Source organism: Halanaerobium congolense, assembly GCF_004366375.1.
GTDB classification, from domain to species: Bacteria; Bacillota; Halanaerobiia; order Halanaerobiales; family Halanaerobiaceae; genus Halanaerobium; species Halanaerobium congolense.
In genome coordinates this window covers 30,596-56,461 of the sequence record NZ_SOEF01000008.1, presented here as the reverse complement: position 1 = coordinate 56,461, position 25,866 = coordinate 30,596, and the positions used below count along the sequence as shown (strand labels likewise).

At 34.8% G+C, this 25,866-nt stretch carries 26 protein-coding genes and 1 tRNA gene; 26 read left to right on the top strand and 1 reads right to left on the bottom strand.

Annotation, left to right across the window (positions count from 1 at the left end):
- Positions 1 to 5 precede the first annotated feature (5 nt).
- The 10 genes from aroB (at position 6) to C7954_RS04360 (ending at position 8,045) form a co-directional block, all read left to right on the top strand.
- Positions 6 to 1,610: a 3-dehydroquinate synthase gene (gene aroB / locus C7954_RS04405; RefSeq protein WP_073155786.1), complete on the top strand. Its 1,605-nt coding sequence runs from the start codon at positions 6 to 8 to the stop codon at positions 1,608 to 1,610.
- Positions 1,592 to 2,038 (top strand): type II 3-dehydroquinate dehydratase, encoded by a 447-nt coding sequence (gene aroQ, locus C7954_RS04400; RefSeq protein ID WP_073155784.1) that lies wholly within the window; start codon positions 1,592 to 1,594, stop codon positions 2,036 to 2,038. The genes aroB and aroQ overlap by 19 nt, the downstream gene beginning before the upstream one ends.
- Positions 2,038 to 3,105, top strand: coding sequence for a M24 family metallopeptidase (locus tag C7954_RS04395; RefSeq protein WP_073155781.1), 1,068 nt, complete (start codon positions 2,038 to 2,040; stop codon positions 3,103 to 3,105). The genes aroQ and C7954_RS04395 overlap by 1 nt, the downstream gene beginning before the upstream one ends.
- 154 nt (positions 3,106 to 3,259) lie before the next feature.
- Positions 3,260 to 3,823 carry an elongation factor P gene (gene efp, locus C7954_RS04390; protein ID WP_089655056.1) on the top strand — a complete coding sequence of 188 codons (564 nt, stop codon included), beginning with the start codon at positions 3,260 to 3,262 and terminating at the stop codon, positions 3,821 to 3,823.
- A 43-nt stretch (positions 3,824 to 3,866) separates the two neighbouring features.
- Complete coding sequence (locus tag C7954_RS04385) at positions 3,867 to 4,994, top strand: NAD(P)/FAD-dependent oxidoreductase (protein ID WP_073155776.1); 1,128 nt, start codon at positions 3,867 to 3,869, stop codon at positions 4,992 to 4,994.
- 27 nt (positions 4,995 to 5,021) lie between these two features.
- A complete protein-coding gene (locus C7954_RS04380) occupies positions 5,022 to 5,474 on the top strand; it encodes an Asp23/Gls24 family envelope stress response protein (RefSeq protein WP_089716676.1) in 453 nt (150 codons plus the stop codon).
- Between the two features lie 32 nt (positions 5,475 to 5,506).
- On the top strand, positions 5,507 to 6,046 hold the full coding sequence (gene amaP / locus C7954_RS04375) for an alkaline shock response membrane anchor protein AmaP (protein WP_089655059.1): 540 nt from the start codon (positions 5,507 to 5,509) through the stop codon (positions 6,044 to 6,046).
- A gap of 13 nt (positions 6,047 to 6,059) precedes the next feature.
- Positions 6,060 to 6,296, top strand: coding sequence for a DUF2273 domain-containing protein (locus C7954_RS04370; protein WP_073155768.1), 237 nt, complete (start codon positions 6,060 to 6,062; stop codon positions 6,294 to 6,296).
- Positions 6,297 to 6,320: 24 nt separating this feature from the next.
- Positions 6,321 to 6,722: a transcription antitermination factor NusB gene (nusB, locus tag C7954_RS04365; RefSeq protein ID WP_089655061.1), complete on the top strand. Its 402-nt coding sequence runs from the start codon at positions 6,321 to 6,323 to the stop codon at positions 6,720 to 6,722.
- Positions 6,723 to 6,842: 120 nt separating this feature from the next.
- Positions 6,843 to 8,045: a pyridoxal phosphate-dependent aminotransferase gene (locus tag C7954_RS04360; RefSeq protein ID WP_089722692.1), complete on the top strand. Its 1,203-nt coding sequence runs from the start codon at positions 6,843 to 6,845 to the stop codon at positions 8,043 to 8,045.
- Positions 8,046 to 8,166: 121 nt separating this feature from the next.
- On the opposite strand, the gene C7954_RS04355 is transcribed toward C7954_RS04360, so the two are convergent.
- A tRNA-Leu gene (locus C7954_RS04355) sits at positions 8,167 to 8,253 on the bottom strand.
- Positions 8,254 to 8,475: 222 nt separating this feature from the next.
- Here C7954_RS04355 and C7954_RS04350 point away from each other — a divergent pair.
- The 16 genes from C7954_RS04350 to C7954_RS04275 all read left to right on the top strand — a co-directional run bounded on the left by C7954_RS04350 (position 8,476) and on the right by C7954_RS04275 (position 25,780).
- A complete protein-coding gene (locus C7954_RS04350; RefSeq protein WP_073155759.1) occupies positions 8,476 to 9,306 on the top strand; it encodes a sulfide/dihydroorotate dehydrogenase-like FAD/NAD-binding protein in 831 nt (276 codons plus the stop codon).
- Positions 9,306 to 10,721 (top strand): NADPH-dependent glutamate synthase, encoded by a 1,416-nt coding sequence (gene gltA / locus C7954_RS04345; protein ID WP_089655062.1) that lies wholly within the window; start codon positions 9,306 to 9,308, stop codon positions 10,719 to 10,721. The genes C7954_RS04350 and gltA overlap by 1 nt, the downstream gene beginning before the upstream one ends.
- A gap of 13 nt (positions 10,722 to 10,734) precedes the next feature.
- The gene (xseA, locus tag C7954_RS04340; RefSeq protein ID WP_133505347.1) at positions 10,735 to 11,991 is read left to right on the top strand and encodes an exodeoxyribonuclease VII large subunit; all 1,257 of its coding nucleotides are present in this window, start codon (positions 10,735 to 10,737) and stop codon (positions 11,989 to 11,991) included.
- Complete coding sequence (gene xseB, locus C7954_RS04335; RefSeq protein WP_089722695.1) at positions 11,984 to 12,256, top strand: exodeoxyribonuclease VII small subunit; 273 nt, start codon at positions 11,984 to 11,986, stop codon at positions 12,254 to 12,256. The genes xseA and xseB overlap by 8 nt, the downstream gene beginning before the upstream one ends.
- 2 nt (positions 12,257 to 12,258) lie before the next feature.
- Positions 12,259 to 13,140 (top strand): polyprenyl synthetase family protein, encoded by an 882-nt coding sequence (locus tag C7954_RS04330; protein ID WP_133505348.1) that lies wholly within the window; start codon positions 12,259 to 12,261, stop codon positions 13,138 to 13,140.
- Positions 13,141 to 13,774: 634 nt separating this feature from the next.
- Positions 13,775 to 14,332, top strand: a complete 558-nt coding sequence (locus C7954_RS04325) for a hypothetical protein (protein WP_081374471.1) — start codon at positions 13,775 to 13,777, stop codon at positions 14,330 to 14,332.
- A complete protein-coding gene (gene dxs, locus C7954_RS04320; protein ID WP_089719168.1) occupies positions 14,332 to 16,263 on the top strand; it encodes a 1-deoxy-D-xylulose-5-phosphate synthase in 1,932 nt (643 codons plus the stop codon). Before C7954_RS04325 ends, dxs begins: the two co-directional genes overlap by 1 nt.
- On the top strand, positions 16,242 to 17,066 hold the full coding sequence (locus C7954_RS04315) for a TlyA family RNA methyltransferase (protein WP_073155745.1): 825 nt from the start codon (positions 16,242 to 16,244) through the stop codon (positions 17,064 to 17,066). The genes dxs and C7954_RS04315 overlap by 22 nt, the downstream gene beginning before the upstream one ends.
- Before the next feature lie 2 nt (positions 17,067 to 17,068).
- A complete protein-coding gene (locus C7954_RS04310) occupies positions 17,069 to 17,923 on the top strand; it encodes an NAD(+)/NADH kinase (protein ID WP_073155742.1) in 855 nt (284 codons plus the stop codon).
- 17 nt (positions 17,924 to 17,940) lie between these two features.
- Positions 17,941 to 19,620 carry a DNA repair protein RecN gene (gene recN / locus C7954_RS04305; RefSeq protein WP_089722699.1) on the top strand — a complete coding sequence of 560 codons (1,680 nt, stop codon included), beginning with the start codon at positions 17,941 to 17,943 and terminating at the stop codon, positions 19,618 to 19,620.
- A gap of 56 nt (positions 19,621 to 19,676) precedes the next feature.
- On the top strand, positions 19,677 to 20,462 hold the full coding sequence (spo0A, locus tag C7954_RS04300) for a sporulation transcription factor Spo0A (protein WP_134058838.1): 786 nt from the start codon (positions 19,677 to 19,679) through the stop codon (positions 20,460 to 20,462).
- 13 nt (positions 20,463 to 20,475) lie between these two features.
- A complete protein-coding gene (locus C7954_RS04295) occupies positions 20,476 to 21,009 on the top strand; it encodes an NUDIX hydrolase (protein ID WP_073155736.1) in 534 nt (177 codons plus the stop codon).
- On the top strand, positions 21,009 to 22,193 hold the full coding sequence (locus C7954_RS04290; RefSeq protein WP_089722700.1) for an endonuclease Q family protein: 1,185 nt from the start codon (positions 21,009 to 21,011) through the stop codon (positions 22,191 to 22,193). Before C7954_RS04295 ends, C7954_RS04290 begins: the two co-directional genes overlap by 1 nt.
- A gap of 103 nt (positions 22,194 to 22,296) precedes the next feature.
- Complete coding sequence (locus C7954_RS04285; RefSeq protein WP_073155730.1) at positions 22,297 to 23,109, top strand: purine-nucleoside phosphorylase; 813 nt, start codon at positions 22,297 to 22,299, stop codon at positions 23,107 to 23,109.
- Between the two features lie 15 nt (positions 23,110 to 23,124).
- Entirely contained in the window at positions 23,125 to 24,429 is a 1,305-nt protein-coding gene (locus C7954_RS04280) for a pyrimidine-nucleoside phosphorylase (protein ID WP_073155727.1), read from the top strand.
- Between the two features lie 22 nt (positions 24,430 to 24,451).
- Entirely contained in the window at positions 24,452 to 25,780 is a 1,329-nt protein-coding gene (locus tag C7954_RS04275) for a nicotinate phosphoribosyltransferase (protein WP_073155724.1), read from the top strand.
- The last annotated feature ends 86 nt before the right edge of the window (positions 25,781 to 25,866 follow it).

The following is a 25,866-nucleotide window of genomic DNA, read 5'->3' as shown; positions in this document are numbered from 1 at the left end:
AGCAGATGAAAATTGTTTTAACTGGCTTTATGGCAGCGGGAAAGACTACAGTCGGCAAAAAATTGGCTGCCCGCAAAAATTTTAAGTTTTATGATAGTGATGATTTAATAACTGAAAGAGAAGGAATGAGTATTGAGCAGATTTTTGAGTTAGAGGGAGAAGAATATTTTAGAAAAGTAGAAAAAGAAGTCATTGCCGAACTTTTAAATTCTAAAGAAGATCTTGTCCTTGCACCAGGTGGTGGTGCAGTTTTAAATCAGGAAATCCGAAAGATGATTATTAATAAATCAGAGGCTTTTTGTCTTGATATAACTGCAGAAGCAGTATTAGAAAGAAATAAAGAGAGTGAGATAGTGAGGCCGCTTTTAGAAGTTGATCAGCCCTCAGCAGTGGTTCAGTCGCTTTTAAAAGAAAGAAATTCATATTATGCAGAAATTCCATTTCATATTGACAGCGAAAAGTATTCAGCTGCAGAAATAGTAGATTTGATTATTTCTGAACTGCCTGATCAAAAATTAACCATTGAAATAAAGAATCAGGATCAAAGTTATCCAGTAATCATTGACCGGGAATTTAATAAAAAAAGTTTTGCTAAAATAACAGCTAAAATCAAAAGAAGAAAGGTGCTGCTTTTAGCTGATGAAAAAGTTGTCGCTGAACATGCTGAGCCGACTATCAATCTTTTAGAGAAAAATGCAGCTGAACTGATCAAACTTGAACTGGAAGCTGGGGAAAAGATCAAAGATTTAAAAGTATTAGAACAAATTTATAATCTTTTATATGAAAATAATTTCAGCCGTTCTGATTATTTAATTGCTTTTGGTGGTGGAACAATTGGAGATCTCGGTGGTCTGGCGGCTGCTACTTTTTTAAGAGGAATTAAACTGATTCAGATGCCGACGACTTTAATTTCACAGCTGGACAGCAGTGTTGGGGGTAAAACGGCTGTTAATTTTAAAAACACTAAAAATTTAATAGGCAGCTTTTATCAGGCAGAACTTGTTTATTACCAACTTGAATGGTTAAAAACTCTGGCTTTAGAAGAGCTTAAATCGGGGTTGGGTGAGGTTATAAAATATGCTGTTTTAGGTGGTAATCCTCTTTTTAAAATTCTTAAAGAAAGCAAAGATAAATTTCTAAATTTAGACCAAAATCTGATGCTTGAAATCTCAAAAATTTCTCTGCAGATGAAAGATTATTATGTCAGTGATGATGTCAAAGACCAGGGCTTACGCAAAAAACTGAATTTAGGCCATAGTTTTGGTCATGCAGTGGAAGCGGCAGAAAAATTCAAATATAAACACGGAGAAGCTGTGGTGATGGGAATTGCTTTTACAGCCTTTTTATCAAATAAAATTGGCAAATTAAATAATGAGTCTTTTCAGGAAATCATCGAGCTGATTAATATTTATGATTATCAGCTTTTCCCCTCTGATAAAATAGAGGCATCAGAACTTGCATCTTATATTGCTCATGACAAAAAAATTGCCGACAATAAAATGTGGTGGGTTTTAATTAATGATATTGGTGATACTTATTTAAGTGATAGATTTGATCATAATAATATTCAAGAATATATGGAGGAATATTTATGCAAAAAGTGGCTGTAATACATGGACCAAATTTAAATATGTTGGGTGTAAGAGAACCAGAAGTTTATGGGACAAAAAATTTAGAAATGTTAAATAAAGAATTGGAAGCAGAAGCTGTAAAATTAGATTTAGAGCTAGAAATTATGCAGAGCAACCACGAAGGAGAAATTGTTGACTATTTACATCAGAACTATAAAGAACTGGCTGGTGTTATTATTAATCCAGGAGGACTGACTCATACCAGTGTTGTTTTGAGGGATGCAGTGGCCTCAGTTCGGCTGCCGGTAATTGAAGTACATATCAGCAATATTTACCGCCGGGAAGAATTTCGAAAAAAATCAATAACTGCAGAAGCAGCAGTTGCTCAGATTAGTGGGATGGGAACTTATGGTTATATTTTAGGCCTTTGGGGTCTAAAAGATGTTTTAAGAAAGGGGAAGTATTAATGGAAAAGAGAATAAATAAACTTAAAGAAAAATTAAAAGAAAAGCAAATAGAAGCTTTTTTAGTGACTAAAAAAGAAAATATTCGTTATTTAAGTCAATTTACCGGTACTGCCGGTAAACTTTTAATAACTCAAAATGAAAGCATTTTTATTACTGATTTTCGCTATTTAGATCAAGCAGCTGATCAGACTAATGGCTGTGTGATTGAAGAAATTAGCAGTAATTTTGCAGAAGGATTTTCGGAGCTGCTTAAAAAGAAAAAAATTAAAAATCTAAGTTTTGAAAGCCAGGATTTAAATTTTAAAACTTACCAAAAATTAAAGGAAAAATTAAAGATTGAATCTTTGAATCCACAGGACTCGATTGTGGAAGAATTGAGAATGATCAAGGATCAATTTGAAATAGATAAAATTAAAAAAGCGGTAGAAATTGCCGACCAGGGATTTCAATTTTTAGTTGATTTTATTCAGCCGGGAAAAACGGAAAGAGAAGTTGCTTTAGAACTGGAATTTTTTATGAAAAAACAGGGGGGAGAGGCCAATGCTTTTGATTTTATTGTAGCTTCCGGGAAAAGAGGAGCACTTCCACATGGGGTGGCTTCAGACAAAAAAATTGAAATGGGCGATCTGGTTACAATTGATTTTGGAACAGTAGTTCAGGGCTATCACTCTGATATAACAAGGACAATTGCTGTGGGAGAACCGGATAATAAACTAAGAGATATTTTTGAACTAGTTTTAACAGCCCAAGAAAAAGTAATTGCTGAAATCAAAGCCGGAATGAGCTGTTTTGATGCAGATAAAATCGCCAGAGATTTTATAGCTGAAGCGGGTTATAAGGATAACTTCGGTCATGGATTGGGTCATGGTTTAGGACTTGAAATTCATGAAAGCCCAAGACTTTCTTATACATCTGAAGCTGCTTTGAAACCTGGGATGGTTGTAACAGATGAGCCGGGTATTTATGTTTCGGGTCTTGGTGGAGTCAGAATTGAAGATGATCTTTTAATTACAGAAAACGGCTGTGAGGTTTTGAATTCCGCTCCTAAAGAACTAATTATCTTGTAAAAAACTGATTGTTTGATCAAATTATTATATTTAAGCACAGCATCTTCAAACTAAAATATCAGCAGGAGTTGTATTATTTAAAGGCAATAATTTGTTTAAAAAGCTAATTTCTGCTATAATTGAACTGCAGTAAAAAATAGTGGAGGTGTTTAAAATGATTTCAACAAATGATTTTAATACAGGTTTAACAATAGAGCTGGATGGAGAAGTTTATCAGGTTATAGAATTTCAACACTCAAAATCTGGTAGAGGAAGTGCATTTGTTAGAACAAAATTACGTAATGTTGAAGAAGGATATACGATTAACAAAACTTTTAAAGCTGGAGAAAAGGTAGAAACTGCTCACGTTGAGAAAAAGAAAATGCAGTATCTATACTGGGATGGTAATGACTATATTTTTATGGATAATGATACATATGACCAATTTCATCTCAGTACGGAACAGCTTGGAGATAAGGTTAAATATTTAAAAGAAAATATGGAATTGGAGATAGCTGTTTACAAAGGACGTCCAATTGATATTGATTTACCTACTTTTGTTGAATTAAAAGTTGAGGATACTCAGCCTAACATTAGAGGGAATACAGTATCTGGTGGTAATAAGCCGGCTACTATGGAGACTGGTTTAGTAGTTCAGGTTCCTCTATTTATTGAAGAAGGGGATATTCTAAAAATAGATACAAGAAGTAATGAATATATTGAAAGAGTTAATAGTTAAAAAGGTCTAAAAATCAATTTATAATTAATGGGGGCGATAATAGATGAACTATTTAATTATTGGAGCCTGTGCGGCTGGAGTTTCTGCAGTAAAAGAGATTTTAAAAAATAGAAAAGAAAATGATCAAATTTCTATATTCACTGATGAAAATTATCCATTTTATTATAGACCACGGCTGATTGAATGTTTATCTGGCGAAGTTGATGTAGAAGATATTATTATTAATGATCAGCAGTGGTTTGAAAATAATAATATTGATCTCCATCTTAACGAAAAAATTATAGAAGTTGATGGGAAAAATAAATTTATTAAAAGTGATAATGGCAAATATAAATTTGATAAATTACTTTTAGCAAACGGTTCTCATTGTTTTATTCCTCCGTTTTTTGGAGTAGAGTTGGAAAATATTTTTACTTTAAGAACTGCAGCTGATGTAAAAGTTATTAATAAGGCGGCTGAAAATGCTAAAAAAGCAGTTGTAGTAGGTGGTGGACTTTTAGGTTTAGAGATCGCTTATAATTTTGCTAAAGCCGGTCTGGACACTACTGTTTTAGAAGTGGCCCCTTATTTGCTGCCAATGCAGCTTGATAAAAAAGGAGGAGATCTCCTTGAACAGAAACTTAGGGCTAATAATGTAAAAGTAATTACTGATGCCAGCACAAAAGGCTTTGAAGGTAAGCAGAATGTAGAAAAAGTTATTCTAAAAGACAGGGAAATTGAAGCAGATCTTGTTTTGATTTCAACTGGAATTAGGTCAAATACATCTTTGATCGAACATCTTGATCTTGAAATTAATATAGGTGTTAAAGTAAATAGTAAAATGCAGACTTCAAATCCTGATATTTACGCTGCTGGTGATGTAGCAGAATATAAAGGTGAAATTTGTGGAATTTGGCCTCCTGCTCTGGCTCAGGGAAGAGTAGCTGGTACAATAATGAGTGGAGGCGAAGCTGAATTTGATGGTTATGTTCCTTCCCATAAATTGAAAGTTGCAGGTATAAATGTTGTTTCTTTAGGTGAGTTAAATAAAGAAGGAGAATATGAAGAAGAAATTATTGTAGATAATGATACTTATGTAAAGTTGATTAAAAATAATGGCGAAAAAATTGGAGTTTTAATTGTTGGTCAATATTCTGACCAAAATCAAATTTTGGCTGATATTAAACGATAAATTTTAGTAAATGAAGGAGGTTAAAAAATGAGTGACCAAAAAAATCAAGACCTGAAAGCAGAAAATTTAGAAGCTGAAAATATCGATGAAGGAAGTATCAAAATTGCTGACGAGGTAGTAGGAATTATTACAGGCCTGGCAGCTACAGAAATTGATGGAGTTGCAGGGATGAGCGGTGGTCTTGCTGGCGGCTTAGCAGATATGCTTGGCAGAAAAAATTTAAGCAAGGGTGTAAAAGTTGAAGTTGAAGATGAAACTGCCTTAGTAGATGTGTATGTAATTATCAATTATGGAAATTCAATTCCAGATGTTGCCTGGAAAATTCAGGACAATGTTAAACAGGCGATTGAAGGGATGACAGGTTTGGATGTTAAGGCTGTTAATGTTCATGTTCAGGGGGTTAATTTTCCTGAAGACGATCAGGAAGAAGTTGAAGAAGTTGAAAAAGAAGAAGTAGAGGAAGCAGAAGACAAAGAATAACATTCTTTGAAAATGATTGGGGGTTAAGCCAAATGAAAATTATACAAAACATATTTTCTTTTTTAATTGCTTTAGTTCTTATCGTTTTAACTATTACTCTTTCTCTATATAGTTTTGGACTTTTATCAGCAAACTTTATACCTGATTTAATTTCCACAAGCTATAATAATTGGCAGATTGCAGTTGTATATCTTGTCTTCCTTTTTATGTCTTTGCTTGTGATCTATCCTTATTTTACTGATAAAAAGTTTAAATCAACCAGGTTATTAACTTCTGAATCTGGAGATATTACAATTACAATCTCCGCTCTATCAAATTTAATAAAAGATCGAGTTAAAGAAAAAGAGAAATTTGATAATATTAAAGTTAAGCTGGAAGAAATGGAAGCTGGCTTAAAGATTATTTTGAGTGGAGATCTAACTGTTCCTGGAGATTTACCTGCTATTAGTGAAAACATCCAGCAGGATTTAAAAAGCTATATTACAAAAACTACAGGAATAGAGGTAGAAAAAGTACAGATTCGCATTGATGATGTAAAAAAGGATAATAAACTGCCTAAAAATGTAGAATGAGGTGGTCTCTAAAATGGATAAAAAAGAATTAAAAGAGGAATTATCTCAATTTATATACCAAAACCGGAGAAAGATTATAGGAGCTTTAGTTGGTTTAATTATCGGTATTTTAATTTTAACAATCGGTTTTTTTAAAACTTTATTGCTCTGCTTAACTACTCTGCTTGGCTATTATTTTGGGATGCGCTGGCGTTTTGAAGAAGACTTGAAAGATTTTATTTTAAGAATTATTCCGGAAAGATTTAAATAGAGTTAGAAATGAGGTATTTGCTTTATGCAAAAAGTTTCAAGACACAAACAGAGGATCTGGGTTTTACAGATTCTTTATGGTCTAGATATCAGAAAAAAACTTGATCTAGAAAATTATAAAAATACTTATGATAATTTTATTGCTGAAAAGGGTATTATAGAAGAAAATTTATATGCCGCGGAACTTCTGGAAGGGATTATAATGGAACTTGAGCTGCTGGACGCTCAGATCAATAAATATGCTATTAACTGGGATATTGAGAGAATGCCGGCAATTGATAGGAATATTTTAAGAATTGCTGCTTATGAAATTCAGCATGAGATTCCCGTTAAAGTTGCTATTAATGAGGCGGTAAAAATCGCAAAAAAATATGCAGATGATAGTTCACCTTCTTTTATTAATGGAATACTATCAAAATTTGCTTAAAAAGAGGGCTTTGGGCCTTCTTTTTTTTGTTTTTTAACTGTTTTTATGGTATATTTTATGTAGTAATATTTGCTTACAAAATAGAGGCTCAAGAAATCAATAATTTAATGGGGTGTGATGATGGATTATTCAGCAAGAATAGCAAAAATTGAAGAATCAAAAACACTTGCGGTAAGTAAAAAAGCAGATAAATTAACCGCAGATGGAGAAGATATAGTAAGCTTTGGGGCGGGGGAACCCGATTTTCCAACACCTGAATTCATAAAAAAGGCTGCTGTGGAAGCGATGGATAAAGGCTACACTGGCTATACTTCAGTTTCTGGTTTACCGGAATTAAAGGAATCTGCTGTAAATTATTTTGCAGATAACTATTCCTATGAGTATTCAACTGATGAAGTTATTGTTTGTAATGGGGGGAAACAGGTACTTTTTAATGCTTTATCAGCAATTGTAGAACCTGAAGATGAGATTTTAATTCCGAAGCCTTATTGGGTTTCTTATCCTGAAATAGTTAAACTAGCAGGTGGTAAACCTCGCTTTATTGAAACAAAGGTTGAAAATAAATATAAATTAACAGCCGCTGAATTAAAAGCAGCTATTACAGCTCAGACAAAGGCAGTCATTATTAATTCTCCTTCTAATCCCGACGGTCACTTTTATTCAAAATCAGAACTAAGGCAGCTGATTGAGATTATTGCTGCTGAGGATATTTTTATTATCAGTGATGAAATCTATGATAAACTTCTTTATGATGGACGGGATTTTTCATCAATGATTGAATTATTTCCGGAGCTAAAAGAAAAGATTTTAGTTGTTAATGGAATGTCAAAATCATATTCGATGACTGGGTGGAGAGTTGGCTTAGGTTTTGCCAGCAGTGAATGGATAGCTAAGATGACAAAAATTCAAAGTCATACCACTTCCAATGTTAATACAATTGCTCAGTATGCAAGTGCTAAAGCATTAGCCAGTCCAGAGCTAAAAAAAATAGTCAAAGACCGCTGCCAAATTTATCAAGAAAGAAGAGATTTAACCGCAAAATTGTTGGCTGATATTGCAGGTCTTAAAACAATAACACCCGCTGGAGCTTTTTATTTTTTCATTGATATTTCAGAACTGATTTCAAAAAAGATTGAGGGACAGGAAATTGAAGATTCACTTTCTTTTACCGATTTATTATTGGAATATAATAAGGTGGCAGTAGTTCCAGGAATAGCTTTTGGAATGGATAATTTTATTCGGATATCTTTTGCTTTAAGTAAAGAGAAAATTAGAGAAGGTATCAGTAGGATTGCTGATTTTGCAGCTAGACTTGAAGCCTAAAAGGAGTAGAAAAAGTTTAAATTTATCAACTTTTAGCTTCAATCTTTAATGTAAATAATATTTGGGCAAATAAAAAAGAGCAGAAAACTCTGCTCTTTAAACTGCGGTTATAATTTTAAAATGGTGCGAAAGGAGGGATTCGAACCCTCACGGTCGTGAGACCACTAGACCCTGAACCTAGCGCGTCTGCCAGTTCCGCCACTTTCGCGTTGACAAATAATATTCTAACTTAAAATATTATTTTTGTCAAGGTAATTTTTAGATATTGCTTAATTTTCAAAATTATTGCAGTAAAACTTAATGAAAAAAATAACTTGGTTTAAATGTTGATTATTTCTCAAAATAAGAAGGATTTAGTGGTCCTGGTAAAGAATTAATTGATAGAAGCAGCAGAAATATTTTGCTTTTTTAAAAAACGAGGAGGTAAATTATGTACGAAATTTTAGAGAAGGAAGTTCTGGCACCAACTATTAAAAAATTGAAGGTTAAAGCACCTTTGATTGCAGAAAAAACTCAGCCAGGTAATTTTATAATATTAAGAGTAGATGAGAAGGGAGAACGTATCCCACTGACTGTAGCTGATTATGAGCGAGAAACAGGAGTTATTACCATAATTTTTCAGGAAGTTGGATATTCGACTAAATTATTAGGAAAGATGGATAAAGGTGATTATATTAAGGATATTGTCGGTCCTTTAGGGCATCACATAGATATGGAGGGTTATGAAAAAGTTGTTTTATTAGGTGGAGGAACTGGAACAGCTCTCTTGTATCCTAAAGTTAGAGGTTTTTATGAGCAGGGCGCTGAAGTAATAAGTATTACAGGGGCCAGAACTAAAAATTTAATTATTTTAGAAGATGAATTAAATCAATACAGTGATCGAGTATATATTGCTACTGATGATGGCAGCTATGGGCACCATGGTTTTGTTACAGATATTTTAAAGGACCTGTTGGAAGACGAGGATGATATTGATTTAGTAGTAGCGATTGGACCGGTTCCGATGATGAAAGCGGTTGCAGATATGACTAAAGAGTATGGAATAGAAACTATAGTTAGTTTAAATGCGATAATGGTTGATGGAACTGGAATGTGTGGAGCCTGTAGGGTAACTGTCGGTGGAGAAAGAAAGTTCACCTGTGTTGATGGACCGGCATTTAATGCTCACCAGGTTGATTTTAAAGAACTAATGAATAGATTGAACTTTTATCAAAACGAAGACGATTTAGTTCATGAAGAAGAAGTTGAGGAGGATAATTAATGGCTTTACAAAAGAAAAAAACTCCAATGAAGGAGCAAAAACCGGAAGAACGGATAAAAAACTTTGATGAAGTTCCATTTGGTTATAGTGATGAAGAAGCGATAGCTGAGGCAGAAAGATGCCTGCAGTGTAAACATCAGCCCTGTGTTGAAGGCTGTCCGGTTCATGTACCAATTCCGCAGTTTATTCAGTCAATTTTAGATGAAGATGTTGTCAAAGCAAATCAGATAATTAAGAGTAAAAATAATTTGCCTGCTGTTTGTGGTCGAGTTTGTCCTCAGGAAGAACAGTGTGAAGATGTCTGTGTAATGGGAATAAAAAATGAACCGGTAGCAATTGGCCGCTTAGAGCGATATGTGGCAGATTATAATATGGAAAAAGGAACCGATCGAACTAAAGCTGAAGAGGTAGAAAAGCTGAAAATACCTGAGTTAGAAGGCAGAAAGGTAGCTGTAATTGGAGCTGGACCAGCAGGTTTAACTGCAGCAGCTGACCTGGCAAAATATGGCCTTGATGTAACTATTTTTGAAGCTTTACATGATACCGGAGGTGTTTTACGTTACGGTATTCCCGAATTTAGGCTGCCTAAAAAGATAGTTGATCAGGAAGTAGAAGCAATTAAAGAACTTGGTGTTGAAATTAAGTTGAATGTAGTGGTTGGCAAATCCATTACAGTTGAGGAACTATTTGATCAGGGTTATGAATCAATGTTTATCGGGGTAGGTGCTGGTTTACCTAGATTTTTAAATATTCCAGGTGAAAATTTAAATGGAGTTTATTCTGCAAACGAATTTTTAACCAGAGTTAATTTGATGAAGGCTTATAAATATCCTGAATATAGAACTCCAGTTGTTGTCGGTGATCGAGTAGCTGTCGTTGGTGCCGGTAATGTAGCAATGGACTCGGCTAGAACTGCAAAACGACTGGGAGCAGAAGATGTATACATAGTTTACAGAAGAGCTGCCGAACAGATGCCTGCTCGAAGTGAAGAAATACATCACGCTCAAGAAGAAGGAATTGAGTTTAAACTGCTGAATAATCCAGTTGCAATTCACGGTAAAGATGGTCGAGTTGATAAGATGGAATGTTTAAAAATGAAGCTTGGAGAAAAAGACGATTCAGGCAGAAGACGTCCAATTCCAATTGAAGGCTCTAACTGGATGCTGGATTTAGATACAGTTGTCATAGCTATTGGTCAGAATCCTAATCCCATGTTAACTTCTAATACTAAAGATATTGAAACAAAAAGTTGGGGTGGAATTAAAGTCGATGAGAACCAGCAGACAAGCCGAGAAGGAGTTTATGCTGGAGGAGATGTAGTAACTGGTGCTGCAACTGTTATCAAAGCAATGGGTGCTGGGAAAACTGCAGCAGAAAATATCAAAAATTATCTGTTAAACAAATCTAAAAAATAGAGTGGTTGATTTTATGTCAGATTTATATCAGGACAATTTATTTGCAAAAAAAGAAAAAAAGATATATACAGTAGCAGAAATTACAGAGTATCTTCAGGCTTTAATTAAAGAAGATACTCTTCTTTCTGATTTTTGGATAAGTGGTGAGATTTCAAACTTTTATCACCACAGCTCCGGTCATATGTATTTTACTCTAAAAGATAAAAACTCTCAGCTGAAAAGTGTAATGTTTAAAGGCTATAATTCTTCTCTGGATTTTGAACCAGAAGAAGGGATGCAGGTTGAAGCTAGAGGTAGTTTAGATATCTACGCCCAGCGGGGAGAATATCAGTTTTATGCCCGCGAAATGATAAAAGCTGGTAAAGGTAAATTATATGAGGCTTTTGAAAAATTAAAGGAAAATTTAGAAAAAGAAGGCTTATTTGCTGAGTCTAAGAAAAAAGAAATACCACTGTTGGCCAAAAAAATTGGAATAGTTACCTCCCCAACTGGAGCAGCCATTAGGGATATACTTTCCGTGATGAAAAGACGCAGTGGTAATTTTTCTGTTTTAATTGTTCCGGCTCATGTTCAGGGTAATTTGGCTAAGGGCGAAATAACTGCTGGTATTAAGTATTTAAACAGCCGTGATGACATAGATTTAATTATTATCAGTCGTGGTGGAGGCTCAATTGAAGATCTCTGGCCTTTTAATGAAGAAGAGGTGGCAAGAGCTATTTATAATTCTAAACTACCGGTGATTAGTGGAGTTGGTCATGAAACTGATTTCACCATTTCTGACTTTGTGGCTGATTTAAGGGCACCTACCCCTTCTGCAGCTGCTGAGCTGGCTACTGCAAACAGGGAAGAAATTTTAAATAGATTGGAAAATTTAACTAAAAGGCTTTTAAACAGCAGTTCTACAAAAATCAAAGAATATAAAAATAAGGTAGAGAGTATTTTCGAGAGACGAATCTTCAGCTCTCCAGAAGAACTTTTCCGCAGCTATGAGCAGGAACTTGATCGACTGGAGACTGGTTTAATCCATCAAATCGAAAAAGATTACAAGAACTGGGAAAATAAATACCAATTATTATATCAGAAACTAAATAATTTGAGTCCACTTCAGACTTTAGATCGTGGTTATTCAATTCTTCAGGATGAAAATGAGAACACTATCAAATCTGTAGATGAAATTAAAACTGGAGAAATTTTAAATGCTCGTTTAAGTGATGGACTTGCAGAATTAGAAGTAAAAGCTACTAGAAAAGTTGGTGATAATAATGACTAATAAAAAAGATAAAGAAGATGTGCTTGATCTTGAAAATTTAGATTTTGAATCAGCTTTAGAGAAGTTACAAAAAATTGTAGAAGAACTTGAAAAAGGAGGCCTTTCCCTTGATCAAACATTAAAAGAATTTAATCAGGGAATGCAGCTGCTAAAATTTTGTAATCAAAAATTAGACAAAGCTGAAAAGAAAATTGAGTTAATGATCAAAGAAAATGATGAATTTAAAAGAGAGGTCCCCTTTGAAAATGTGATTGAGGAGGATTAATTTTGCAGCAGATAAAGGAAATATTAAAAAGCAAAGCTGAAGAAGTCGAAAAAGATTTGGAAGAGTTAATGACTTTAGAAGAGGAAACAGCTCCTCAATTAACAGAAGCCATGCAGTATACTCTGCTTTCTGGTGGTAAAAGAATCAGACCTGTTTTAACATTATTAACAGCAGAATTATTATCAGGAAATTATGAGGCTGCCTTGAGGGCTGGCTCTGCTTTAGAGATGATCCACAGTTATTCATTAATCCATGATGATCTGCCGGCAATGGATGATGATCAGCTCCGCCGCGGTAAAAAAACAAATCATCTTGTTTTTGGAGAAGCAGCAGCAATTTTAGCTGGAGATGCTCTTTTAACATATGCATTTGAAGTACTAGCTGGATTAAATTTAGATCCTGCAGCTAAAGTTAAAATAATTACCAATACTGCTAAATATTCTGGACAGCAGGGAATGGTTGGCGGTCAGATTTTAGATTTAGAAGCAGAAAACAAAGAGTTAACGCTGGCGGAAATGCAGAAAGTCCACCAAGCAAAAACAGGAGCTTTAATTAAAGCAGCTGTTTTAAATGGTGTTTACTGTTCAGAATATGATGCCAGTGCAGAAAAGGCTCTTTTGGCTTATGCAGAAAATATAGGTGTTTTATTTCAAATTGTTGATGATCTGCTTGACCAAACAGGAGATACAGAAAAAATGGGTAAAGTTGTAGGACGCGATGAGGAGTTAAATAAATCAACTTATCCTAAACTATTGGGCCTGGAAGCTGCTAAAAAGGCAGCTGAAGAACATGCAGCTCAGGCTAAAGTCGAATTAGATATTTTTGGAGAAAAAGCCGGAGACTTAAAGGCTTTAGTTGATTATATCTTAAAGAGACAGCATTAATTGAAGGGTCTAAATAAATATGTTATAATTAGTTAAAATGCAGATGGTGCAGTATTCTAGTCAGCATACTATCTTTGAAGGCGGGGCTAAAAATCCGTCAACGGGCACATCGATGAAGTTCTTTGTAATGGCTGCTGACGCCCAGTCGGGGGCTGTTGCAGGGAGATAAGGGTTTGGGGCGATCCACAATGGCATGTGGGCGTTGACCCCTTTCCCGCGGAGGCCTGGTCGAGTTATATAATACATAGCAAGGCTAGGTTCACCTGCTTTGATCGTAAGGTTGAGCAGTGTAGCCTGCTTTGAAGTGGTACTGGAGACAGTAGCAAAACATAGATGCTTGGATCCAGCTCTATGTTGAACCTGCTGGAAACTTGTACTGCAAAAGAAGCTAGAAGATAGTTTAAATGCTGTAAAGGAAAACTTCTAGACTGTCCATAAGGGGATATAATAGGGATTAAAGTGTGTTCTTAGTGGCAATCCAGCTCTGTAGAGGGAGACCCTGCGGCGGGAATTTAAAGAGAAATCTCCCAGATGGTGACAGATGGGAATTCCTGGGGAAAACCTGCTGGACCTATGACACAGCATTTATCTATTATATTACCATCTGTTATTTTTAAAATAGAGGTGAATATTTTTGGATAATTTAAAGAGCAGTATTATTATTGCTATAATGACCTTTTTTATTGCGGTAAGTGTTTCTTCAGTTTCTCAAACACAGGTGCGTTTTGTACCATTACCGATGGCAGTAATAATACTGTTAATTATTATAATAGTAGGAGTTTTAGCGGATATGGTTGGAGTGGCAGCAACTGTTTCTAGAACTGAACCCTTTAATGCTAAAGCTGCTAAGAAAATTTTTGGTGCAAAAACTTCTCTTTTTCTTGCCCAAAATGGAGATAAAGTAGCGAGTTTAATGTGTGATATTGTTGGGGATATTTGTGGAACAATAAGTGGAGCAATTGGAGCTGTAATTGCAATTGATTTAATCAATTACTACGGCTTTTCTAATTTTTGGACAAATCTTGTAATTATAGGATTGGCATCATCCCTGACAGTTGGAGGTAAAGCCTTTTTTAAATATTACGGAATGAAAAAATCAACAGAAATTATATTTTTAGTTGGTAGGTTTTTAGCATTTTTTCATCTTATCTATGACAAAATTTATGATTTTTTAAAAAAGAGGTGGAATTAATGGAAAATTATTTATCAAAAATCAATGGAATTGATGATTTAAAACGTTTAAAATCTTCACAGCTTAAAGAATTGGCTGCTGAAATTAGAGAGTTTTTATTAGAAAATATATCGAAAACTGGGGGGCATCTTGCTTCAAATCTAGGGACAGTTGAATTAACAATTGCCCTTCATCATTATTTAAACTCTCCTACAGATAAAATAATCTGGGATGTTGGACATCAGGCCTATACTCATAAAATTTTAACAGGTCGTAAGGAATGCTTTTCAAGTTTGAGACAAAAGGACGGAATCAGTGGTTATCCCAAATGTACGGAATCTCCTCATGATATAATTGGAGCTGGCCACAGCAGCACTTCAATTTCAGCTGCAGTTGGTCTATCTCTAGCCCGAGAAAACTTAGATCAAATGGGAGATATTTATGCGGTAATCGGTGATGGTGCTCTGACAGGAGGTATGGCCTTTGAAGCTTTAAATCATGCCGGTCATATTGGAGCCGATATTAATGTTATTTTGAATGATAATGAAATGTCGATTGCCAATAATGTTGGGGCAATTTCCAATTATCTCTCGACTTTAAGAAATGATCCCACAGTAAAAAGAGTTCAGGAAGATATAGAATTTTTAATTAACAAAATTCCCCGGATTGGAAAAACGGTTTCTAACACAGTAGATCGGGTTAAAAATGCTTTGAAATATAGTTTTATTCAGGGTGTGCTTTTTGAAGAATTTGGTTTTAATTATTTGGGTCCAATTGATGGACATAATATTATAGAGTTGATGAAGCATTTTAAACAGGCAGAAGCGATTAAAGGGCCTGTGCTTTTACATGTTGTAACTAAAAAAGGAAAAGGCTATCTACCTGCTGAAAAGAATCCCGATAAATTTCATGGAGTTGGAGCCTTTAATATTAAGGATGGCAGTTCTAAGAAATCTAAATTAAAGCCGAGTTACAGCCAGATCTTTGGTGAGACTTTAAGCAGAATGGCTGCTGCAGACAAAAAAATTGCCGGAGTTACTGCGGCAATGGCAGCTGGAACCGGATTGGATATTTTTGCTGAGGCATATCCAGAGCGCTATTATGATGTAGGGATAGCTGAACAGCATGCGATAACTATGAGCACCGGTTTGGCCCGTGGAGGCATGAAACCAGTAGCTGCTATTTACTCTACTTTTCTACAGCGGGGGTATGATCAGGTGATCCATGATGCTGCTCTGCAGAATATTGATTTGACAATAGCTGTAGATAGAGCCGGAATTGTTGGTAATGATGGTGAAACACACCAGGGGTTATTTGATTATTCATTTCTGAGGCCGGTACCCAACTTAGTGATGATGGCTGTCAAAGATGCAGAACAGCTGCAGCAGATGCTCTATACAGCAGTAAACTATGAAGGACCTGCAGTACTTCGCTATCCCCGGGGAACTGCTGCTGGAGAATATACACCACGCAAAGTTGAAGAACTGCAGCAAATTGAAATTGGAAAAGCGGAAGAATTAATTGAGATCAAAGAAGATATGGATCTTACAATTTTAGCAGTTGGTTCAACTGTTATTCCTGCTCAAAAAGCTGCTGAAATATTGAATAATAATGGCTATCAAACTGCAGTTGTTGATGCCCGCTTTATTAAACCACTGGATGAAGAAATTATCCTAAAAGCGCTTAAAAACTCGAAAAATATAATAACTGCTGAAGAACAGGTTTTGGCAGGCGGTTTTTCTTCTGCTGTTTTAGAATTAGCAGCTGATAGAGGAGTCGCAGTTAAAAACATTAAGCGAATCGGGATTGGAGATGAATTTGTAACCCACGGTGGAATGGAAGAAATGAAAAAAGAATATCAGCTTGATGCCCGTGGAATTTTAGAAAATGCACTTTCTTTGCTTTCGAAAGCAGAGGAGGTAAAGAAATTATGGCCAGAAAAAAAAGATTAGATATTGTAGTAACTGAGCGAGGAATGTTTAAAAGCAGGTCTCGGGCCAAAAGAGCAATTATGGCTGGTTTAGTTTTTGTCAATGGTCAGCGGGAAGATAAGGCAGGTACCCAAATTGATCCAGGGGCTGAAATAGAATTCAAAGGTGATAAAAACCCTTATGTCAGCCGCGGTGGCTATAAACTTGAAAAAGCTTTAAAAGTATTTAATATAGATCCTGCCGGTAAAGAAGTAATCGATATTGGAGCTTCAACTGGAGGCTTTACTGACTGTCTGCTGCAGCAGGGGGCAAAAAAAGTATATGCGATAGATGTTGGTTATGGTCAGCTGGCCTGGAAATTACGGCAGGATCAGCGGGTTGAAGTTTTAGAACGCTGCAACTTTCGCCATTTAGAAAAAAATCAGTTGGAGGTAGAAGTTCCGCTGGTCGTAACTGATGTATCTTTTATTTCTCTAAGATTAATTGTCCCCGGAGTCAAGAAATTTTTAGAAAAAAACGGTGAATTTATTGCTTTAGTAAAACCTCAATTTGAAGCAGGTCGAGAAAGAGTTGGCAAAAATGGAGTCGTTAAGGACCCTGATGTTCACCAGGAGGTGCTAAGTAGTTTAAGTGATTTTTTTCTTAAAGAAGGAATGGAGCCTTTGGATCTTAATTATTCACCGATAACCGGGGCTTCAAGTAAAAACATAGAATTTTTGATACGCTTAAAATATAGGGATCAGATTAAAGATTTTGATCGAGAAAATTGGAAGAATAAGATTTTAAAAGTAATCGAGTCTGCACATTTAGAGTTGGGGGGATAAAGATGGATAGAGCTGCTTTAATAGTAAATATTGATAAAAAAGAAGCTTTTACTGTAGCCAAAAGGGCTATGCAGTGGTTTGAAGCTAGAAATAAAGATTATTTAATTGAAAAGCAAGCTGCTTTTCAGCTTGATAAAACTGAGAAAGAAGCCGATTATGAAAAAATAAAAAAAGAAGCAGATTATATTATTATAATTGGTGGTGATGGTACGTTTTTACATAGTTCTCACCATTTTATCGGCAGTGATATTCCACTTTTGGGAATTAATGTTGGTCATCTTGGTTTTTTAACCGATGTTGAAACTGAAGAATTAACCAAGGCTTTAGAGATGATTGATAATGATAATTATAATATAGAAAAAAGAATGATGATTCAAATAAATCATTACCGTTCTGATCAAAAAATAGCCAGCAGTTATGCGCTAAATGATTATGTTATCAACCGTGATCCCGAATCTCATATGTTAAAAATTGAACTATTTATCAACAAAGAATTAGTTAATAATTTTAGAGGTGATGGATTAATTATATCAACTCCAACCGGCTCTACCGCCTATTCTTTATCTGCTGGTGGTCCAATCATTAATCCACATTTAATTAAAGCTATTCTGATCACGCCTATTTGCCCTCACAATTTACATCTGAGACCAATGGTTATTTCTGAACAGGAAGAAATAAGAATAAAAATTGATAGTGATGGACATACTGTTAAAGGTTGTGCTGATGGTAGACAGCAAAACGAAATTGTGCCGGGTGATGAAATCCTAATCAGTGGTGCTGATCAGGAACTTTCAATTATTAAATTACCCGATCGTACTTTTTATACTACAATTAAAGAAAAAATGAATCTTGCCTAATTACAGGAGGAGAACTTATGCTCAGTGATTTACAGGTTAAAAATTTTGCACTGATAAATCAGGTTAATATCAATTTCAAAAAAGGTTTAAATATTTTAAGTGGAGAAACCGGAGCTGGAAAATCAATAATAATTGGGGCCTTAGATTTACTTTTAGGTGCACGCGCAAATACTGATGTAATTCGAAGTGGTAAAGAAGCCGCTTATATCTCAGCTTTTTTTCAGCCGGAAGAACTAACAATTATCAATAAAATTTTAACTGAAGCCGGAATCGAAAAAGAAGATTCCGGAATTTTGATTGCCCGTGAAATTAGAGAAAATGGACGCAATCGGACTCTAATTAATGGTCAGCTGGCTACCCTCAAAATAGTAAAAAAAATCAGTCGTTATTTGATAGATATTCACGGCCAACACGAACATCAGCTGCTTTTAGATCCGGGCTCCCATTTGATGATTCTTGATGCTTTTATCGGCCAGGAAATTCAACCTTTGAAAAATAATATAAAATCACTTTATCAGGAGCTAAATAAGGTTCAAAAAGAGCTAGCAGAAATTGAAATTGATGATTCTCAAAGGGCTAGAGAATTAGATATAATAAATTTTCAAATCGATGAAATAGAAGAAGCTTCGTTAATGAAAGGCGAATATGAGGATTTAAAAGAAGAATATAAGTCTCTTTCCCATGCTGAAGAAATTTACCAAGTTGTGGCCGAACTGATAAGCGCTTTAAGTGGTGATGACTACAGTGAGAAGGGCATAATGGACCGGCTTGCTGTTTTAAAAAATAAATTTGTGGAAATCGAAGACTATAATCAACGTTTAAAAAAGTTAAACAAGAAATTTGCTGATATATATTATAGTTTAGAAGAATTTGTTTTTGATCTGGGTGATTTTGAAAGTGCTTTTAACTATGATGAGCAAAGAATAGCAATTATTAGTGATCGACTTGATTTAATAAACACCCTGCTCAGAAAATATGGTGAAGATATAGAAACCGTGCTTTCATATTTAGAAGAACTTTATCAAAAAAGAGATAAATTAGAGAATGTTGAGGAAAAGATTTCATCTCTAACTAAGAAAAATAATAAATTTAAAAAAGAAATTTTAAAAAAATCAGGAGAGCTATCTCAGCTCAGAAAAGAATATGCTAAAAAATTAGAGGTTAAATTAAAAGCTGAGCTTAAAGATTTAGCAATGGAAGATGTCAGATTTAAAGTTGATTTTAAGCAGAAAGAGATTACGGCTGATGGGACTGATCAAATTGAATTTTTAATTTCTCCTAATAGAGGTGAGGATTTAAAATCACTTGCCAAAATAGCTTCTGGGGGAGAATTATCAAGAATAATGCTTTCTTTAAAGACAATTACGGCAGCTCTTGATCAGGTAGATACTTTAATTTTTGATGAGGTTGACAGCGGTGTTGGTGGTAAAACAGCTGCTAAAATGGCTGCAAAATTAAGCCAAATTGCAGCCGAAAGACAGATTATTTGTATAACACATCTGCCGCAATTAGCAAGTGCAGCTAATCATCACTTTTTAATCAAAAAGGAAAGAGGTAAAAATAGGACTTTTACAAAAATTTATGCTTTAGATAAAGACGAAAGAGTTGCTGAAATTGCAAGAATGATTGGTGGTGCTACAATTACAGATAAAACTCTGGCCCATGCAGAAGAAATGGTGCTTTTGGCAAAAGATTAAAAAATTAAGCTGAAGGAGAAAAAATGTAAAATTAAATAATTAACTGGAGGTTTAAAATGACTAAGTCTGTTGATGTGTTAATAGTTGATGATAATAAAGAATTTTGCCAGCTGCTGGCTGAATTTTTCGATTTAAATAGTGATTTCAATGTTGTACAAATTCTGCATAATGGAGAACAGGTTCTGGAATATTTAAAAAATAATAAGAATCCTGATTTAATGATTTTAGATTTAATAATGCCTTATCTTGATGGTGTTGGTGTTTTAGAAGAACTTAATTCTGAAAATTTGATTAAAGATATGAAAATTATAGCCTTATCAGCAATGGGTCATGATAAAATAATGAAGAATGTTTTTGATTTGGGGGTTCATTATTATATTATGAAACCTTTTGATTTAGATAAGTTAATAGATAGAATAAATTTATTAATGAATTCAGATGATAAGAATTCTGATCTATTTCTACAAGAAATAGAATCAGAACTTAAAAAAGGAAATTACACACCATATATTACAAAAATAATTAGAGAACTGGGGATTCCATCTCATATCAAAGGTTATAGATATGTGCGCTATGCAGTAAAATTGGTGATTAATGATATGAATATGTTGAGTGCTGTGACTAAAAAGCTTTATCCCCAGGTTGCAGAAGAATTTGATTCTACCTCAAGTAGAGTTGAAAGAGCAATTAGACATGCAATTGATGTAGCCTGGAAACGTGGAAATGAAGATGCATTGGAAAAATATTTCAGCAATAATCTAAGTGAAAATAATAAACCGACAAATTCACAATTTATAGCCAGAATAGCAGATGAAATAATGGTTGGACTAAAAGTGTCATAAATGGAGGCAGAACATGGAAATTAAGAAAGAAAAGAAAATTAAAGGAAAAACAATATATGACGGCAATATTTTAAGATTATTTAGAGATGAGGTTGAATTTCCTAATCAACATCAAACTGCACGAGAGGTAGTAGAACACAGCGGTGGTGTTTCAGTACTTGCTGAAAATGAAGAGGGAAAAATTCTTTTGATTAAACAATATCGCTATCCAGTTGATGAAGTAATTTATGAAATCCCAGCTGGTAAATTAGAAATTGGAGAAAAAGCAGAAGACTGTGCCAGCCGTGAACTGAGAGAGGAAACTGGTTATACTGCTGAAAAGTTCAGCAAACTATTCGAATTTTTTCCTACCCCCGGTTACAGCACAGAAAAAATATATATCTATCAAGCTGAAAATTTAGAATTTGTCGGTACAGATTTAGAAGAAGGAGAATACATTGAAGTTGTTCCCAAATCAAAAAGTGAATTAAAAGAACTCTTTCAGTCAGGAAAAATAAAAGACAGCAAAACTTTAATTGCTGTCATGTATTATCTTGGTGATTTTTAATGTTAAAAGAGTTTTTTGTAGATCTACATCTGCACATTGGGGGAGGTAGTGACGGCAGTCCAGTTAAGATTACGGCTTCCAGAAAATTAAACTTCCCTAATATTTTAAAAGAAGCAGCTTTCAAAAAAGGTTTGGATATTATAGGGATTATTGACTGTGCTTCTCCGGTGGTTTTAAACGATATCGATCAAATGCTGGCTGCTGATGAAATGAAAGAACTGGATCAAGGTGGAATTCTTTATCAGGATCAGCTTTTAATTTTGCCGGGAGCAGAAATCGAAAGTAGGGAGAAAAATGGAGGTCAGGTTCATTATCTCTCATTTTTTCCGAAAATTAATCAGATTAAAGAATTCAGCAGCACTATGGATAATTATATTTCGAATATAACTTTAAGCTCTCAGGCTGCGAGTTTAACCGGAAAAGAATTATTAAAAATTGTTGATTATCACGGTGGAATAATGATTCCTGCTCATATTTTTACTCCCCATAAAAGTTTTTATGGAAGAGCTTTTGATACTTACTCTGAAATTTTCAGCCCAGCAGAATGGGATAAGATTCCGGCAGTAGAACTTGGCTTAAGTGCGGATACTAAAATGGCTGATTTAATGCCGGAATTAAGCGGAAAATCATTTTTAAGTAATTCTGATGCCCATTCATTACCTAAGATTGCAAGAGAATATAACATAATGAAATTAGAGGCTTTAAATTATAATTCAGTAATTAAGGCTTTAAAAAGAGAAGCAGGTAATAAGATTATAAAAAATTATGGTTTAAACCCTGAGTTAGGTAAATATCATAGATCTCACTGTGAAGAATGTGATAGTATATTTAGTGGTAAACAGGCAGTAACTAAGTGTCCTAAATGTGATTCTAATAAAGTAGTGGTGGGGGTAAAGGATAGGATTTTAGAAATTGCAGAAATGAAAACCCCACAGCATCCACCTTATCGAGCAGAATATATTTATCAGGTTCCTTTACTTGATATTCCTGGTATTGGTAAAAAAACAGCGGCCAAATTATTTGAAAATTGTGGAACAGAAATGGATGTAATTCATAATTTAGCTGCTGCAGATTTACAAGAATGTATGAGCAGCAGAATATTCAAGAAAATTCAAAAGGCCCGTCAGCAGGAATTTACTTTTCAATCTGGTGGTGGCGGAACTTATGGTAAGGTAATTTTTTAAAGAAAGTGGTATGAAATAAGAATCTTAAGGCACAATAACACCAAAAATTTAGCCGGGGTTGATCCGGAAAAAAATAAAAATTTAAAGATGGAGGTTTTAATTTATGCTTGAAGACATTAAAAATAATGCTCAGATTATTACTGAAAAACTTGATTATAGGCCGGAAATTGGACTTATTTTAGGTTCCGGACTTGGAGTTATGGCTGAAGAAATCGAAAACCCAATCTATATTGATTATGGTGAACTTAAAAACTTCCCAATTTCTACAGTAGAAGGTCATGCAGGACGCTTTGTAATTGGCGAATTGGAAGCCAAAAAAGTTATTGCTATGCAGGGAAGGACTCATTATTACGAAGGTTATTCAATGCAGGAACTTGTGATGCCCGTTAGAATAATGAAAGAAGTTGGTATTGAAAAATTAATTTTAACCAATGCAGCTGGGGGAGTAAATGAGGAATTTTCTGCTGGTGAATTTATGATTATTTCTGATCATATTAATTTAATGGGAGATAATCCGCTGATTGGAGAAAATTTTGCTGAATTTGGTCCTCGTTTTCCTGATATGTCAGAGGCCTATAATAAAGAGCTAATTGAAATAGCAGAAAATGCAGCAAGAGAAAATGGAATTTTAACTCGTAAAGGAGTTTATGCGGCTGAATCAGGGCCTAGTTATGAAACACCAGCTGAAATTAAATTTTTAAGAACAATTGGTGCTGATGCTGTTGGTATGTCAACAGTGCCAGAAGTAATTGCTGCTAACCATATGGGCTTAGGAATCGTTGGAGTTTCCTGTATTACTAATATGGCTGCAGGTGTACTGCCACAACCACTGAATCACAAAGAGGTTGTAGAAATTGCAGAAAAAGTTAGACCTGATTTTATCAAACTGATGAGAGGTATTATCAAAAATATCTAGTTGGAGGGTTTATATATGCGAGCATATGACATAATATATAAAAAAAGAGAAGGTCAAAAATTAACTAAAGATGAATTAGAGTTTTTAATTAAAGGTTATGTTGAAGGAGATATTCCTGATTATCAGATGTCAGCCTGGGCGATGGCAGTCTATTTTCAGGGGATGGATGCAGAGGAAACTGCAGATTTAACTATGCTGATGGCCGAATCAGGTGATATGATAGATTTAAGTCCAATTAAAGGAATAAAAGTTGATAAACACAGCACCGGAGGTGTTGGAGATACTACAACTTTAGTTTTAGCACCTTTAGCAGCATCTGCTGGAATTCCAGTTGCTAAAATGTCAGGTAGGGGACTGGGTCATACCGGAGGTACAATCGATAAACTCGAATCAATACCTAATTTCAATACATCACTAAGTCGCGATAAATTTTTTGACAATGTAAATCAGCATGGAGTTTCAGTGATGGGGCAGACAGGTAATTTGACCCCGGCTGACAAAAAACTTTATGCTTTACGAGATGTAACTGCTACTGTGGAATCTATTCCCTTAATTGCCAGCAGTATTATGAGTAAAAAGCTGGCAGGTGGGGCTGATGCGATAGTGCTTGATGTAAAAACGGGTAATGGTGCATTTATGAAGGATTTTGACTCTGCTAAAAGATTAGCAGAAGCGATGGTTGCGATTGGTAAAAATCTTGGTCGGAACATAGCTGCTTATATTACTGATATGAATCAACCTTTAGGAAATGCAGTTGGTAATGCTCTTGAAGTTAAAGAGGCTATTCAAACTCTTAAGGGGCAGGGACCGGAAGATTTAACTGAACTCTGTGTAGAGTTAGGAGCAGCAATGCTTCAGCTTGCAGGTGAATTTGAAGATTTAGAAAAGGGAAAAGAAGTTTTAAGAGAAAATTTAAAGAATGGAAAAGCACTGGCTAAATTTGCTGAGATGATTAGAGCTCAGGGAGGAAATGCCGAAGTAGTTGAAGATCTTTCCTTACTACCAACAGCTGCTGATACTGTTGAAGTTAAGGCAGAAAAAGCAGGTTATATTTCCGAAATCAAGGCACTGGACGTTGGTTTGGCAGCAATGATTCTGGGTGCTGGTAGGGAAAATAAAGAATCTAAAATAGATTTAGCAGTTGGATTGGAGTTAAAGAAAAAGAAGGCAGACCGGGTTGAAGTTGGAGATGCTTTAGCCCTTCTGCATTATAATGAAAGTAAAAATTTAGAAGAGGCAAAAGCTAAACTGTTATCTGCTTTTACAATAACAGAAGCAAAAACAAAAAAAAATAAATTGCTTTATGAAATAATTAAATAAGAAATTTTTTTGGGGTGAGTTTATGACAATTTTTAATGGGAAGCGTCTGGAGACAAAATTATTTCAGCTTGATCGAGAAAGAATGGCAGAGGGGTGGTATTCCGATGTCTATTTCCGCAACATTGCGCGTATTTTAACTAAGTTATCAAAAGAAGATTATGAATTCAAAGGGCAGGATATAGGAAATATCGAAGTAGAAATGCAGATTTTTCCCAGACGTCAACCCTTTTGTATATTAGGTGGGATAGATGAAGCACTTTCTATTTTAAAAACAGCTGCAGGTTATAAAAATGAGGATGGAAATTTTGTTAATACTTCATCTAAATTAAAAATTGAAGCCTGTCATGATGGAGAAAAAGCTTATTATAAAGGAAATCCACATAATGTTGATCCTGTAATCAAAATTAGAGGTCGTTATCGTGATTTTTCAATTTTAGAAACCCCTATTTTAGGCTCCTTAACTGAGGTTTCTAGAATTGCAACCAATGTTTATAAAGTTATGGTTGCTGCTCGGGGTAAGGATATTCTCTTTTTCCCGGCTAGATTTACTCATTATAAATCGCAAGCAATGCATGGTTATGCCTATTCTCTGGGAGTGAATGCCTACAATAATGAATATGGAACAAATACCCAGCGCTATATTTCTACTGATGAGCAGGGAGCCTGGTGGGGTGGAAAGGGTGGTGGAACTATTAGCCATTCTTATGTAGCTTCATTTTTAGGAGATACTGCAGAATCAATGCTGCAGTTTTGCAGATTAATGCCGCTTGATGTTAACAGAATTGCTTTGGTAGATTTTGAAAATAACTGTGTCTCCACCAGTCTAAAAGTTTTAAAGACAATGTTTGACAAATACCTTGAGCTTTTAAAATCAGATCAAGTTAAAGAAGCAAAAAGATATAAATTATTTGGAGTTAGGCCAGACAATTCCTCTGATTTAAGAGATAAAAGCGTTGAGCCACTTGGTAAAAAAGAATTGGATAATGGGGTTAATGCCCGTTTGATTTTCAATCTGAGAAAGGCTCTGGATGATGCCTATAAAGATTGGGATTTGAGACCGGAAGATTTAGAAATTGCTAAAAATTACTGCCAGGATGTAAAAATAATTGCAACTGGTGGTTTTAATCCGGAAAAAATTGACCGCTTTGAATCATCACAGGTACCGGTGGATATCTATGGAGTGGGCAGCTGGCTTTTATCAAATTGCTCTTGTGAGGGAACTAAAAATGATTTTACTGGAGATGTTGTTAAAGTTAAAATCGATGGGGAATGGATTGAGTTGTCTAAAGTTGGCCGCTCAGCTGCAGATAATCCCAAATTAAAGAAAATAGATTTAAAGAAAATTAATTAGCAAGTTCGATTTTAGAAATATTATTTTAAGAAGTATCATTAAGACTATAATTAAGGCTGTCTCGATCGAGGCAGTCTTTTAAAGTG